Here is a 13,604-nt window from a genome sequence, read left to right as displayed (position 1 = left end):
GAGCTTGCTCGCGAATGGGCCAGTACAACTGCTGAAAATGGGGCGTTGCAGGTCAACAGCTCATCGCTGGAGCAGAAAGGCCGGCTCAACGAGCGTCAGCAGAAAGGCCTCGCGGTAATCCTGGACGCGTTGCGCGGCAAGGAACCGGTGACCAATGTCGAGACTCACGAAGGCGGAGGCCGATTCAATCTGGCACGAGCTGCCTTTGACTTGGCCGGCGTTGTCTGGGAGCGCGACAAGTCGATGCATAACGTGATGAGCTTTTTGGGCGTCAGCGACAGCCAGGGCAAGATGTTGTTCTCTCTGGGCAAGAAGCTGGTCGACGCGATGGCCAAGCCTGAACCCGAGCAGGGCAAGGGAAATAGTGAGGCGCACCATGCGTTCTTCTCCAGCAACCTGAAGCTGAACAAGCTGATGAACGACATCGCTGACCAGTTGATCAACGAGGTTCGTCAGTCGAACACCGATCGCGTGCGACGACCCACACCGGGCCCATCCTGGAGACCTGACAGCGCCCAACAGCAAGCACGTCCGCAAACGCCTCCACGCACTCGCCCCCAGGCTGCCAACAGCGCGCCGCCGCCACCGAAAGCAAAGCCCAATGCAGGCGCTGAGCGGCCTTCAACACAACGGCCTTACGACACACCAGCCGCTGACGCTTCCGCGAAGGTGGGCGATTCCGTCCCCGCCAAGCCACCCGTCAAGCCGTTGTACGAACACTTGGGCCTCTCGGACATGACGGCAGATCTCTCCGCAGTCAAAACGGCCTACAGGAAAGCCTCGCTGAAGAATCATCCTGATAAGAATGTCGGTAAGGAGGCTGAGGCGACTGAGCGTTTCAAAGTGATTTCAAATGCGTTCAAGATTTTGTCCGATCCAGAATTGCGCAAGAAATACGACAATGGCCTTATTGATGAGAAAGGCGACGAGGTCCAGGTCTGATTTTTCGGCGTGAGGCATGCTTGCGGCAGTCTTTCTGGCGACTGCCGTTCAGCTAAAACACGCCGCCTGATTCCCCAACCCCACCCCGGTATACTCCCCGCATCTCTCCGGGAGCCCCCATGATTTCGTTACCCATCGATGCCGTCCTGCCAGCCCTGCGCCAGGCCCTGACCACGCGCCATGAATCTGTACTCGAAGCCCCTCCCGGCGCGGGCAAGACCACGCGTGTGCCGCTCGCGCTGCTTGAGGAAACCTGGCTGGCCGGGCAGACCATTCTGATGCTGGAGCCGCGGCGACTGGCGGCAAGAGCAGCTGCCGAGCGGCTGGCCAGTGAGCTGGGCGAGAAGGTCGGCGAGACGGTGGGTTATCGGATTCGTCTGGAAAGCCGGGTCGGCCCGAAGACGCGTATTGAAGTGGTGACTGAGGGGATTCTCACGCGTCGCTTGCAGGACGACCCTGCGCTGGAAGGTGTGGGGCTGCTGATTTTCGATGAGTTTCATGAGCGCAGTCTGGACGCCGATCTGGCCCTGGCCCTGAGCCTCAATGGTCGTGAGCTGTTTCGTGACGATCAGCCGCTGAAGATTCTGCTGATGTCGGCCACGCTGGAAGGCGAGCGGCTGGCGGCGTTGCTGGACGATGCACCGGTAGTGCGCAGCGACGGGCGGATGTTTCCGGTGAAGATGCAGTGGGGGCGTCCTTTTCAGCCGGGTGAATTCATCGAGCCGCGTGTCGTGCAGACGGTGCTGGATGCGCTGGGCAGCGAGTCCGGCAGCCTGCTGGTGTTTCTGCCGGGGCAGGCCGAGATTCGTCGTGTCAACCAGCAACTGGCAGAAGCGCTGGGCGAACGCGCCGACATTCTGCTCTGCCCCTTGCATGGCGAGCTTGATCTCAATGCGCAGCGTGCGGCCATCGAGCCTGCCCCCCAAGGTACGCGCAAGGTCGTGCTGGCGACCAATATTGCGGAAACCAGCCTGACCATCGACGGCGTGCGTGTGGTGATCGATGCCGGGTTGGCGCGGGTGCCGCGTTTCGATCCGGGCAGCGGCATGACGCGTCTGGAAACCCAGCGTATCTCGCGTGCCAGCGCCACTCAGCGTGCCGGGCGGGCAGGGCGGCTGGAGCCGGGTGTGTGTTACCGGCTGTGGTCCGAAGCGCAACACGATCAACTGGCCGCCTACGGCGCGGCAGACATTCTTCAGGCGGACCTTGCCGGGCTTGCGCTGCAACTGGCGCGCTGGGGCGTCATGCCTGCGCAACTGGCTTGGCTCGATGTCCCGCCAGCGGCGGCTTATGCGCAGGCGCAGGATTTGCTGGTGCGGCTTGAGGCGCTGAGCAACCAGCCGGGCCAACCGCCAGCGCTGACGTCCCACGGTCAGGCGATGGCCGAGCTGCCCGCACATCCGCGCATCGCGCACCTGCTGCTACGCGGTCATGCATTGGGCTTGGGCGAACTGGCGTGTGACGTGGCCGCACTGTTGGGCGAGCGCGATATTCTGCGCGGCGGCGGGGCCGATCTGCACAGCCGCCTGACCTTGTTGGCGGGCACCGAGCGTGCTGCGCGTGGTGCACAGGGCGGTGTGCAGCGAGCTAAACAGCTGGCACGGCAATATCGCGGATACCTGCGCGGCACTGCGAAAAGCCCGGTCATCGATCCCGATCATTCACGCTGGCTGGGCGCTCTGCTGGCACTGGCCTACCCGGATCGCGTGGCACAACAACGTCGCCCCGGCGGTGCTGAATATCGCTTGGCCAACGGTCGCGCGGCACTTTTCGCCGAGGCCGACGCACTGATGAAGCAGCCTTGGCTGGTCATCGCAGATTTAGGCAGCCGTCAGGGGCAGCGTGAGGAGCGGATTTACCTCGCTGCCGAATTCGATCCAGCGCTGTTCGACTCTGTGCTGGCCGAGCAGGTCATCACCGTGGACCAGATTGAGTGGGATGAGCGCGAAGGCGTGTTCCGCGCAGAACGGCAGCGCAAGGCGGGCGAGCTTATTATCAACCGCGAACCGCTGACCGGCCTCGATGACGCAGCTCGCAGCCAGGCACTGCTGGCGCTGGTACGTCGCAAAGGCTTGGAACTGCTGCCGTGGACGCCCGAACTGCGCCAGTGGCAGGCGCGTGTCTCGCTGCTACGCAATCTGGACATCGACAAAAGCGCAGCAAGCGAATGGCCCGACCTGAGTGACGCGCAACTGCTGGCGACACTCGAAAACTGGCTGATGCCCTACCTGGGCAAAGTCACCCGGCTCAGCCATTTCAGCCAGCTCGACCTGCCCTCCATCCTGCGCAACCTCCTGCCGTGGCCAATGCCGCAACAACTGGAAGCGCAGGCCCCGCAGACCATCCAGGTGCCGTCTGGCTCGAATATCCGTATCGACTACAGCGAACAGCCGCCGATTCTGTCGGTGCGGCTGCAAGAGCTGTTTGGCTTGTCCGATACCCCGCGCATTGCCAATGGGCGGCAGGTGTTGAAACTGCATTTGCTGTCTCCAGCACGCCGCCCGGTGCAGGTGACGCAGGACCTGGCCAACTTTTGGCGGTCTACCTATATTGAGGTGAAGAAGGATTTGAAGGGGCGCTATCCGAAGCATTACTGGCCGGATGATCCGTTGGTGGCGGAGGCTACGGCGCGGGTCAAGCCGAGGGGGACTTGAGGGTAGCTCCGAGTGCAACTTCGCGATCACGCGCACTTTTCGAGTAGTGGGTGCGTCGATAGGCTACCTATGGTGAGCAAGAATATGTCAGTTGCTGGGCATGGAGAGAGCAGACATGCTATGTCTACGAGCTCACGTGATGTGCCCGGATTTTGATTGATCTCATATTGATATCAATTGCTAAATAACGTAGCTTGCTTGATAAGAATGGATCGTAAATTTAAAGGGTGTTTTGTGAAAGGATTCAAGTCGTTTTTGGTGCTGCGTTACTCGTTAATCAAAAATAAGCAGGGTACTCTCGTTTCCGAACCTCTACCAAATCCCAAGGGGGCCGTTGTTGTTCCTGCCCTTCAAGATGATGGACGTGAGTTTTTTAAAAACAACGTTCGCTATGGTTTTGTGGGTTTTTCATATGTGGAGCCCTCCGATGACGAATTTCCGAAACGCAGGTTTTTAGTCGGTAAAACGGCTAAGCACAAAATCACCAAAGTTGGCGATAAAATACCTGGCGATATTGTACCTCATGATGCGGATGATTGGGTTCCGATAATTACAATAGTCGATGTAATTGATCAATATATCTTTGTACAGCATGACTGGCGATTTGGTACTGAGGATCAGATTATGAATGCCATTCATGCTGGATTGAAATCTGCGGTCTTAGATCAATATAATTATTCTATTTTTATCGAGCCTAAAACTATAAAAGGCGAGTTCTGGAATATTATAAATACTCATAAAAAAGTTTACAAGGTTGAGTTGGATCTCATATCCCCCAATATTCTGGAGACTAACGTAAAAGCCCGGGACGCTCTTAAGGCTATGAAAGAGCTTTTTGATCAGGATGAAGTGAAGGTCATACTGAGTAATGAGTATGGTGACCTTAAGGTTCCAGCGGCTCCTGTTGAGGGTTATATAGATTACATTGAAGAGGGCGAGGGTAAATGGAGTGTCACGACTGAAGGGGATAGAGGTGGCAAGAAAGTCTATAAGAGTATGTCTGCTGTAGTTAAGATTGATCTTGAAGTGCCAGCGGACGAAGTAGTTATGCAAGAACAGCAATTGGAGCTTGAAACCGGTAAGCCCGCACCAGGACGTTTTGATAGCGATGCTAGATTGGTTGCTGAGACATATTCTAAAATAATTAGTCTTTTGAGGCGCTAGTATGCTTCGTGTATTTTTCGTGTTTTTTATATCATTTGGTCTCTCATATGTTTCTTTGTGGGGTAGTGAAGGGCAGTTTAGCGCTGTGTTTAGTAATGCCAATGCTGTTTTGTTTGCTTTGGCTGCGCTCTTTGGGGCTATGTCTCTGGCGTTCTTTAACTATGTGGAAGGTGTTATGAAAGACGTCCCTAAAAAGTTAAAAATTCAAAATTCGCAGGCTTATGCGAAAGTTGTAAGTGCTCTGACTGAGTTGAAACAAGAGATTATTTCTAATATTTTTCTGGTTGTTATTTTGCTTCTGGTTGCGTTTGTTGCAGGTGCTGTCGGTGACATGGTTTTTCTTAAACGCGTGAAATTTTCTGATTTTCTTGTGTGGGCTGTGCTTTCTATTCGTGGTGCATGCCTGTTGAGTATAGTAGTTGCGACACTGGTGCAGCTTGCTGGATTCGTTACGGCGAACAAGTTGCGAGCGGAAATATCTATGTGGGCTGAATAGTTGTAATGTATAGCTTTTTGGCAGTCATACAGCAAGGCAAGGTGTCAGGGTTTTTAAGATTTCGGATGATGCAGGGGTTTTTGCTAAATGCAGAAAAAGGCACCATGGTTAGGCAGCTTCTTCAGGCAGTAACGAGAGCTTCAAATTATAATTTAGAGCTTCGCCATTTTAGTATGAGTACGAAGGTAATAGTGAATCAAGCCGTTTTCGTTGCTTGTCCGTAATCGATCGATATCACATTAGTGTTTAAGAGGTTTTATATGGTGTATTTAGGATAAGCGGTTTCGGATATTTTTGATGGTATATGCGTAAATAAATTAAATGGGCAGGGCTTACGCATCATTGCTTTTCACTCGGAGGGCAGGGTAGAGATACCGGTGCGGATTATCTAATAAGTAACTCCGAAGAATTTGCAATGACTGGGTTCAAGTATTCCGAGCTCCAGCATGAGGTAGAAGGGAAAAGTGTTGAGAGGATCTAGTCAAGAACAAAAACTCGTGAAGTTTACGACAAGAGCAATTTTGTAGAATGAAAGCGTTGTTTTTCATAGCTGATACTGTATCCATCAATCAAGAACGTTCGCTTCGCTTCATGCGGCTTATCCGCGAAAGTTAAATTTTCAGCCGAGATATGCTTCTCGTCCATAGACAAAATTTCCATACGGCTAGGATTGCCCACTTTTGCTGCCTTGAGTGTGGAGTCAGTTGTCGGGTAAGTCAGGTATTGATACGAGTACTTCCAGTAAAGTAGCAGCTTTAACAAAGCTCTGGAGCTATAATGGTTTCACCAGCTTCACTGTAGTGAAATGTTGAATGCATTTATTGATGCGCTCTAAAAGTGGGTTGAATCCGGAAAAGTTTATTTTGTCTTTGTTGGGGGTCACAACCTTACTCGCAAAATACTCCTTGCCATATTCAGTTTCGCTGTCGGTCTTATTTTGTTTGTTAAATACTTTTCCTCCAAGTTTTGTGGCTCTGATTTTTATTGGAAATAATTCCTCGATCGAACTTTTCTCAGTCTTGCCTTTTCGTGGGGTAAGTACGATATAAAGATTGTGTGCGATATATATAAATTCTGCATTTCGAAAATCGTTAGCTGGTAAGGTGCTAGGGAAAATTGTCGGATTGTACCTCTTTCCTTTTAAAGCTCCTTCAATTTTTCCAAACCCATCGTCGTTGTCTAGAATTATGATCACGGGGTGAGTCGGCACGGGTGCTCTATAAAAATTGAAGTACTCATCATAATCGAGTATGAACTCTTTCAAGTATGGGGTTCCTCCATAGAGCTCAAGTAGAAATCTTGTACGGCTAGTATAATTGATAAAGCGGACAAGGAGTTCGTATGGGTCGTTCCCAGACTTAGGTTTGGCGAGGCTTGGAAACGCAGATGCACGTTTGTTTATTGCAGCTTTCAGGTAGACGTTGTCTGTCTTGCCTTCGCATATAATAGTAGGTTTAGTATTTCCATAAAAATACTTATAGAAAAGAAATCTGCTGAATGTACGTTCTCTTCCATTAAGCAGTTTTCTAGTTTTCGATTTGTTTTTTGAAGGCTCGTATTCTGGATTCAATAGTGGCTTACTTCGTTTTCTATTAAATAAATCAATCTGGTCTATAAAATTTAGTTTTCCCTCCAGTACAAAAATATTACCCGTCTGAGGAGGATTTGAATTGTTCTCTAAAAACTTCCCGGTTTGGAATAGCGCATGACACTGAGATCTGACCGTGCGCCAGTACTCTGACTTTGTTGCGGGTTTTTTGTTAACGACTAATCCTGTGACATCTTGGCGAGAATCTTTGTATTGGATTCTTGTTTTTGCAGGGTTGATACTAAATCCTGCTCGCTTAATTTCTGCTGCGAGCCTACTTTCAATAATATACCCAGATGCTCCGTCCGAAGTTAAATTATTTGGGAAAGCTTCTCTTCGAGTTGATATGGTGATGTCGTCAGCATATCTAGTATAAGTACACGAGTTATCTTTTGCCAATGATGCTAGTCTAATGTCAAGCGAATGGGTTATCAGATTTGTGATAACTGGAGAGCATGGGCTTCCTTGAGGTAGTTTGTTGTCGTAACAAGCAATTTGAGCAATTACTGTTGCAACAGCAGGGTCAAGCTGGAAATTTTTGTTCGATATAAAATACCCTCGCACCCTACCAAAATTAAACTGGTCAAAAAAATTGTTCAAGTCGATGTTCAAAACATTTTTTTTGTTGAGATGCATTATTGCATTTGTTAAAATTGATCGGTTACGTACAAAGCCGTGAGAAAGAGTCGGATTAAATTTCGTTCCCTTGGAAGTGTTTATTTCCTGCATGCAGTTTTGAAGTAAGTTAGATAGAGCTCTCTGAATTGACTTCAGCTCATCGGATGGAGCATAGATCGTACGTACCCCACCACTTTTTTTCGGGATGGTGAAACTCGTGTATTGAGTCGCCGGTTTAAGTCTATAAAGAATATTTGTGAGAAACGAAGCATCTATACCCATCAGCAAGGCAAGGTCTGGCTTAGTCTTTGCTACGCGCAAGGCACTGATCATTTTCATGTGTTGACTTAATTTTGTAAAAAGGAAATTGGCTTACGGGCACTCCTACGCACTGTGCCAGGACCGTCAAGAAGCGACAAGTCACCACAAGGGCAATCCTTTCGGACAATTTTTTCACTGATCGCGATGCGCGATCCAAAATCTGCCCGTAAGCCGATCCCGAGATTAACAAAATATTGGATCCGAAATCAATTTTTTAAAAGGGTCCGACGTAGTCTGATAAGCAGGTTTTTCATCGCCCATCCAAGCGAACGGGAGAAAGTGAACTCGCGCGCGGACACCGTCTATCTATATTCGTAGGCTGTCAGAGTGCTGTTGTGAATGGAGGATTAGCAGGCTGTCGTGGAGCTAAAACGCAAGGCGACAGCGCAAGATAACACCAGGGCACAACGCCCTGGCAGGCAGCAAACATCACTTTTTCTTTTTAGCCGGCTTTTCCGCCTTGTCTGACTTCTTGGCCTTGTCTGGCTTGCTATCAGCTTTTTTGGCTGCTTTCTTTGGCTCGGCGTCTTTTTTCTTGTCTTTCTTTTCGGAAGACTTGGAAAGCGTCGAAGCCGCTTCAGATTTTTTTGCCGGTGATGCTTTTTTGTCTTTCAGATCCTTGCTGGCTTTCGAGGCTTCGCCTTTGCTTTTCTTGTCGTCTTTAGCCACGTTGATCACCCTTTGGGTATGCCGGTATTGGCACGTAGCCTGTGGGAGTATCCACAGGCTAATCATTAGGCGAGCGCGTCTGAAAACGGTTCAAACTGTTTTGACCCTTTCAGTTGCTGAAGGACGACATTCAGATGCTCGGCGACTCGTCAGCTTATTGCGGGCTATAGGGCTGCCATTCGCACTCGGCTCCGGTATTTTCAATCACACGAATACTCAGGAATCGATCACGGAAAGTTTCCGAGCAACCGGGTAACCAGGGAAAGACATTGAACACTGCCAGATTTGTTTTCAAATCCCTTATCAAGCGCTGGATGAAAAACATCTTTTCACGTGAGTACCACCGTGACGGCGAGCTCAAACCCGAGTGGACATCCCAAGGCCCGGGTTCAATCCGCATGGAGCGGTATCACCATGTCGACGCCAGCGAGCAGGATAAGGACGGCTTCTACGACTATTACTATGAGTACGATATGTACTACTTCACGGAAGGCACTCTGTCCCTCGCCGCTCGCTGCTTCACGGATGATGCTGATGAAGCCAACTTTATGGGTATCGAGTTTGACGGATATGACCGAGCGCTTGAGCCTGACGATAGGTCTCTCCCGTTGGTGAGCGCAGCTCTGGCCCAGTTGAAGGCTGATGGAAAAACGAAATTCTTTACGTTCACCGGGAAAGGTTATGAGCCCATATTTGCCAGCTCCGAGCATGAAGGCGACACCATGCGCGGAGAGCGCATTGAAGTGATCGCCCTGTCCCCAAGTGCTCGCTATCGTGTCCAGACGACGCCTTACGAGGCACTTGCCACGCAATGGATTTACCCACCCGAGATAATCGACATCAGGCGCGACATCCGCGTGTTTGCTTTCGAAGACAATGGCTGGTCAGCCGATCAGGCACGCTGGCTGGATTGCTCATGTGTTGAGTTGACCCTGCGCAAATACCCCGGACGGCTCACCGGTGCTGGAATCACGGTGATTATCGACTGCGCTCGTGGCACGGCGGCTTACGGCGATGGCATCGAGATCAAGACGCCTGCGCTTGAGCGGGCGCTTGATGCGATGTGGAGCGGCGCGGACTGACGCAGCGGGGGATACGCTTCAATTATCAGGTGCGTGCGATAACGCAGGCCCATATCTACAACCCGACGCTCATGAGCGTCCTGTCTTTTTTCAGGGCGAGCACAAAGACGCACCTGTTGCTTTACTCGCAGTCTTTGCGTGAAAGCGTGATCGATGTAATGAACTCGCCTGTCGAGCTGGAGTACGAATAAGTGATTTTGTTATCCAGCTCCAGCACCAATAGATAGGCTGTCTGCTTACACAAGCTGCCTTGGATTTGCTGAGTCAGGTAGCTGTCGTAGTAGACTTTTTCGCCAGGCCTTCCGTTGTAACCATTGATCGTGAGGTTGTAGAGGACGGTGTGATCAGCATAGGCAATCGTGTCTATTCGGGTCATAAGGTCCAGCATGATGGGAAGCTGTGTCTTTTGCTGATCGATTACCGCCGCCAGCGCTTCGTTTCCATCTTTAGCCCAGAGGGGAGTCAGGGGAGTCATGAAGCAAAGTGCTGCAGCGCCCCCCAGAATAGTTTTAGCAACGTTAAGTTTTTTCAATTCAATATCCTTATTTTAGAAAACTATCTGATTACAGAGCAGGAACCCCTCAGGGCAAAACCGGCAACAAAAACCGCCCAATCACCGGCAGGTGATCAGATATCAACAAAGTATCGTCCCGCCGCACCCGCGCACTGACCCGCTTCAAACTCGGGCTGTAAAACAGGTAATCCACCGTCCGGTCCGGCCCGTTGATGCGGCTGTCGTTGGGGAAGTGCGTCAGCCATTTGCTGCGGTCTATGCCGCTGGATTCGGCGTTGTCGGGGATCATCGGGTATTTTTCCCACAGCTCGTGCAGTTCGCTGTCGGCGGCGTAGCCGAGGCGTTGCTCCTCTGGGAGGCGTTGGTATTGACCCAGCGGCAGCAGGTTGAAGTCGCCGCCGATCAGCCACGGTGTGCCGCCGCTTTCCAGCTTGTCCAGCTGCGTCTCAGTGGCAGCGACCTGTTTTTGTGCGGTGTCGCCTGTGTGTCTGGCGGTGGTCAGGCTGGTGTTGATGACGGCCAGTTTGCCGCCGTCACGCAGGGGCAGGTAGCTGACCAGCAAGGCATCCTTGGGCTGGAACTGACGGCTGATGATATTGGCGTCTGGCACCGGCAGTTGCACGCGTTCGGCACTGTCGATGTGGAAGCGGCTGAGGGTCGCCAGTTTTCTGCCGACGCTGCCCCAGATATGCGGGTTGGGTACGAACTCTGCCTTCCAGTAGAACGCCTGCGTGCTGCAGGGGTAGAGGTCCGCCACTCGCTCTTTGATCAATGCCAGTTGGTCTTCGTAATCGGAGTTTTTGGCACCATCGTCGACCCCTTGCAGCAGTACGATATCCGGCTGTTCATCACGGATGACCCGCGCCACTTCATCCAGGTTGTAGGCCAGGTCTTCATGCGTCGGGCGTTCGTCCGGGCCGCTGCCGTCGGCCATGTCGTACCAGAACACATAGCGCTTGCCCGCCAGGTACTGGATGTTCCAGGTCATGACTTTCAGGGCTTGCCCCGGCACCAGCTTCGGCGCCTGAACCGCAGGGTTGCAGGTGGCCGGGAGTAACTCGCGGGCTGGAGGGCGCCAGGTCAGTTGGTACACCATTACCAGCAATACGGCGACCAGCAGCAGGCTGTACAGAGTCAGACGTAGCAGTAGACGTGGCATCGGCTCGACTTGGAGCGCCAGGCGCTCGGTGAGGGATTCGGTATTGAGCATACCGAATCGGTGCGTCTGGCGTCAGCTGTTGGTTCAGGCCCTGTGCGCGGGCTCGCTGATCAGCATGAACAGGCGGAAGGTCACAATGGTGGTGAACAGTTGCAGGAAGCTGCCGATGCTGTCGGTGATCACGGAAACCGCTGCGCTTTGCGGTTCCGGAAACAGGTACAGGCTGGCGCCCTCAAGCAGCCACAGGGGAATGTAGACGCTCAGCACGCACACCAGAATGCGGATGAAGTGCCCGGTGGTCATCAGCATGCTTTCGCGCATGGCCATGAACGGTGTGAGCTTGCGCAGGACCAGCAGGTATTCGCAGAACGCCAGTTTGATCATGACCCAGAGGCCGGGGACCACGAACAGCGAAAGGCCGAACATGATCAGCAGGGTGCTCATTGCCGAGAGTACGGCGAAGGTGGGCCACAGGCGCAACGCCATGGCCAGCAGGTCGCGGGTGTAGACGTCTTCGCCACGGCTGCGTGCGTCGAGAAACAGGATCAGTGCCGCTGTATAGATAGGGTAGAAAAACAGCCCGATGACCAATTCGTAGGCAGGCGACGTGTCGGCGGACATGGCGTTGCTCAGCGCTTGTTTGGCCAGCACCTCGAGTATCACGACAGGCAGGCACAGCAGCACGATGCTGCCCAGATTGCGCCGAAAGAAATAGAGCGAATCCTGGATGACGGTCAACGGGTTCATGTAGATAGATCGCTGGCTAAAAGCAGGCGCACACTTTAGCCCATGGCCCCTGCCGAACCAAGCGCAGTGGTGGTGGGCCGAGATCTTCTTATCTTTTTCTTCATGTCATTGAAGCGGGTGGATGAGGCCCCATTTTCTGAGCATGGTCCTGCCGGTGCGGCAGGAAAGAATTCCAGTGGCAACTCAGTGAGGTGGTCATGAACAGCGAAGAGCAAACCCTGATTGATGGTCTTTTCTCGAAACTGAAAGACGCAGAAACGGCATCCGCCCCGCGAGATGCTGCGGCCGAGGCGCGCATCAAGGAGCATCTGGCTCGCCAGCCCGCTGCGCCGTATTACATGACGCAGGCGATTCTGGTGCAGGAAGCTGCGGTCAACCAGCTCAATCAGCAGGTGAAACAGCGCGACGAGCAGATTCAGCAGTTGCAGGCCGAGCTGCAGCAGGCCAAAGGGCAATCTTCGTCAGCACCGGCCAGCGGCGGGTTTCTGTCGAGTATTTTCGGCAGCAGCGCCTCGCGAGCGCCTCAGGCTCAGCCGGCCCAGGCTTCGGGTGGCGGCTGGCGCGACGGTGCCGGTTTCAATCCAGCCCCTGCGCCCGCAGCGCCGCAGGGCGGTTATGCCGCGCCTGCTCCGGCTGCGGGCAGTGGCTTTATCGGCGGTGCGTTGAAGACCGCGGCCGGTGTGGCGGGCGGTGTGCTGCTGGCAGAGGGCATCAGCAGCATGTTCAGCCACCACAGCCAGCCGCAGGAGATCGTCGAGGTCATTCACGACGCGCCACAGGCTCAGGACACTGGCTCGTTCAATGATCAGGGCGGCTGGGGACAGCCGGATCAGCAGTACACCGCCGATGACAACTTTGACGATGGCGGCGACATGTTCTCTGATGATGATTCGTTTGTGTGAGGACGCAGTGATCGCTTCTCACGCTCCAGAACAGACAATTATCGTTCCGCACGCTCCAGCGTGGGAATGCCCTGGGTGACGCTCCGCGTCACAGGTCTGCGCCGCTCCGGCTATTCAAGATCGGACGTGGAGCGTCCAGAAATGCGTGCGACGCGGAGCGTCGCACGATAGTTGAAGCTCAATTCCGTTCTCAAGCTGGCATACTGGGCGCCGATTCACATTCCGGATCGCTGTAACCAGTGGGCGTGTTGCCCGCCATGAGGAATTGCGGTGAAGAAGATCGCGGTGTTCGCCGACGTGCAGAACCTGTATTACACCGTGCGCCAGGCGCATGGCTGTCATTTCAATTACGCCGCCTTGTGGGCGGATATCAGCAAGCGCGGCGAGATTGTTCACGCGTTTGCCTACGCCATCGATCGTGGCGACAGCAAACAACAGCAGTTCCAGCAGATCCTGCGCAATCTGGGGTTTACCGTCAGGCTCAAACCGTACATCCAGCGCAGCGACGGTTCGGCGAAAGGGGACTGGGATGTCGGCATCACCATCGATATCATGGATTTCGCGCCGCAAGTGGACGAAGTCGTGCTGGCATCGGGTGATGGCGATTTCGACATGTTGCTCGAACGTGTGATCAGCAAACATGGTGTTGAGGCGGTGGCCTATGGCGTGCCGGGGCTGACCGCGAACTCGTTGATTCGCGCAGCCAGTCGTTATGTGCCTATCGAAGGCGCGTTGTTGCTGAAATGAA

At 53.2% G+C, this 13,604-nt stretch carries 11 protein-coding genes and 1 pseudogene; 7 read left to right on the top strand and 5 right to left on the bottom strand.

The window, feature by feature from the left end:
* Positions 1 to 42: 42 nt before the first annotated feature.
* The 4 genes and pseudogenes from KP808_RS21605 to KP808_RS21590 form a co-directional block, all read left to right on the top strand.
* A pseudogene (locus tag KP808_RS21605) lies at positions 43 to 942 on the top strand (J domain-containing protein); the annotation flags it as partial.
* Between the two features lie 119 nt (positions 943 to 1,061).
* Positions 1,062 to 3,596: an ATP-dependent helicase HrpB gene (hrpB, locus tag KP808_RS21600; RefSeq protein WP_219170261.1), complete on the top strand. Its 2,535-nt coding sequence runs from the start codon at positions 1,062 to 1,064 to the stop codon at positions 3,594 to 3,596.
* Between the two features lie 207 nt (positions 3,597 to 3,803).
* On the top strand, positions 3,804 to 4,760 hold the full coding sequence (locus KP808_RS21595; RefSeq protein WP_230016861.1) for a hypothetical protein: 957 nt from the start codon (positions 3,804 to 3,806) through the stop codon (positions 4,758 to 4,760).
* A 1-nt stretch (position 4,761) separates the two neighbouring features.
* Positions 4,762 to 5,256, top strand: coding sequence for a hypothetical protein (locus KP808_RS21590; protein WP_230016858.1), 495 nt, complete (start codon positions 4,762 to 4,764; stop codon positions 5,254 to 5,256).
* Between the two features lie 772 nt (positions 5,257 to 6,028).
* On the opposite strand, the gene KP808_RS21585 is transcribed toward KP808_RS21590, so the two are convergent.
* Both KP808_RS21585 and KP808_RS21580 read right to left on the bottom strand, forming a co-directional pair.
* Complete coding sequence (locus KP808_RS21585; protein WP_230016856.1) at positions 6,029 to 7,801, bottom strand: retron Ec67 family RNA-directed DNA polymerase/endonuclease; 1,773 nt, start codon at positions 7,799 to 7,801, stop codon at positions 6,029 to 6,031.
* Positions 7,802 to 8,212: 411 nt separating this feature from the next.
* The gene (locus tag KP808_RS21580) at positions 8,213 to 8,461 is read right to left on the bottom strand and encodes a hypothetical protein (RefSeq protein WP_004666267.1); all 249 of its coding nucleotides are present in this window, start codon (positions 8,459 to 8,461) and stop codon (positions 8,213 to 8,215) included.
* Between the two features lie 305 nt (positions 8,462 to 8,766).
* On the opposite strand from KP808_RS21580, the gene KP808_RS21575 reads away from it, so the two are divergent.
* The gene (locus KP808_RS21575; RefSeq protein ID WP_230018946.1) at positions 8,767 to 9,534 is read left to right on the top strand and encodes a hypothetical protein; all 768 of its coding nucleotides are present in this window, start codon (positions 8,767 to 8,769) and stop codon (positions 9,532 to 9,534) included.
* A 121-nt stretch (positions 9,535 to 9,655) separates the two neighbouring features.
* Here KP808_RS21575 and KP808_RS21570 read toward each other — a convergent pair whose 3' ends face one another.
* Genes KP808_RS21570 through KP808_RS21560 form a run of 3 tightly spaced genes read right to left on the bottom strand, consistent with a single transcriptional unit; the run spans position 9,656 to position 11,954 of the window.
* Positions 9,656 to 10,066, bottom strand: a complete 411-nt coding sequence (locus KP808_RS21570; RefSeq protein ID WP_230016854.1) for a hypothetical protein — start codon at positions 10,064 to 10,066, stop codon at positions 9,656 to 9,658.
* Positions 10,067 to 10,115: 49 nt separating this feature from the next.
* Positions 10,116 to 11,258 (bottom strand): endonuclease/exonuclease/phosphatase family protein, encoded by a 1,143-nt coding sequence (locus KP808_RS21565; RefSeq protein WP_230016852.1) that lies wholly within the window; start codon positions 11,256 to 11,258, stop codon positions 10,116 to 10,118.
* A 33-nt stretch (positions 11,259 to 11,291) separates the two neighbouring features.
* Positions 11,292 to 11,954, bottom strand: a complete 663-nt coding sequence (locus KP808_RS21560) for a YciC family protein (RefSeq protein ID WP_230016848.1) — start codon at positions 11,952 to 11,954, stop codon at positions 11,292 to 11,294.
* A 197-nt stretch (positions 11,955 to 12,151) separates the two neighbouring features.
* Here KP808_RS21560 and KP808_RS21555 point away from each other — a divergent pair, with 197 nt between their 5' ends.
* Both KP808_RS21555 and KP808_RS21550 read left to right on the top strand, forming a co-directional pair.
* Positions 12,152 to 12,856, top strand: coding sequence for a DUF2076 domain-containing protein (locus KP808_RS21555; protein ID WP_230016844.1), 705 nt, complete (start codon positions 12,152 to 12,154; stop codon positions 12,854 to 12,856).
* A gap of 270 nt (positions 12,857 to 13,126) precedes the next feature.
* Positions 13,127 to 13,603: an NYN domain-containing protein gene (locus KP808_RS21550; RefSeq protein WP_002555259.1), complete on the top strand. Its 477-nt coding sequence runs from the start codon at positions 13,127 to 13,129 to the stop codon at positions 13,601 to 13,603.
* The last annotated feature ends 1 nt before the right edge of the window (position 13,604 follow it).

This window comes from Pseudomonas savastanoi (assembly GCF_020917325.1).
GTDB lineage: Bacteria > Pseudomonadota > Gammaproteobacteria > Pseudomonadales > Pseudomonadaceae > Aquipseudomonas > Aquipseudomonas amygdali.
Note: the sequence above shows the minus strand (reverse complement) of the source record. Positions and strands in the feature narration are given on the sequence as shown.

Coding starts and splice junctions, on each gene's coding strand:
- hrpB (WP_219170261.1), top strand. CDS start 1,062: ATGATTTCGTTACCCATCGATGCCGTCCTGCCAGCCCTGCGCCAGGCC.
- KP808_RS21595 (WP_230016861.1), top strand. CDS start 3,804: ATGGATCGTAAATTTAAAGGGTGTTTTGTGAAAGGATTCAAGTCGTTT.
- KP808_RS21590 (WP_230016858.1), top strand. CDS start 4,762: ATGCTTCGTGTATTTTTCGTGTTTTTTATATCATTTGGTCTCTCATAT.
- KP808_RS21585 (WP_230016856.1), bottom strand. CDS start 7,801: ATGAAAATGATCAGTGCCTTGCGCGTAGCAAAGACTAAGCCAGACCTT.
- KP808_RS21575 (WP_230018946.1), top strand. CDS start 8,767: ATGAAAAACATCTTTTCACGTGAGTACCACCGTGACGGCGAGCTCAAA.
- KP808_RS21565 (WP_230016852.1), bottom strand. CDS start 11,258: ATGCTCAATACCGAATCCCTCACCGAGCGCCTGGCGCTCCAAGTCGAG.
- KP808_RS21560 (WP_230016848.1), bottom strand. CDS start 11,954: ATGAACCCGTTGACCGTCATCCAGGATTCGCTCTATTTCTTTCGGCGC.
- KP808_RS21555 (WP_230016844.1), top strand. CDS start 12,152: ATGAACAGCGAAGAGCAAACCCTGATTGATGGTCTTTTCTCGAAACTG.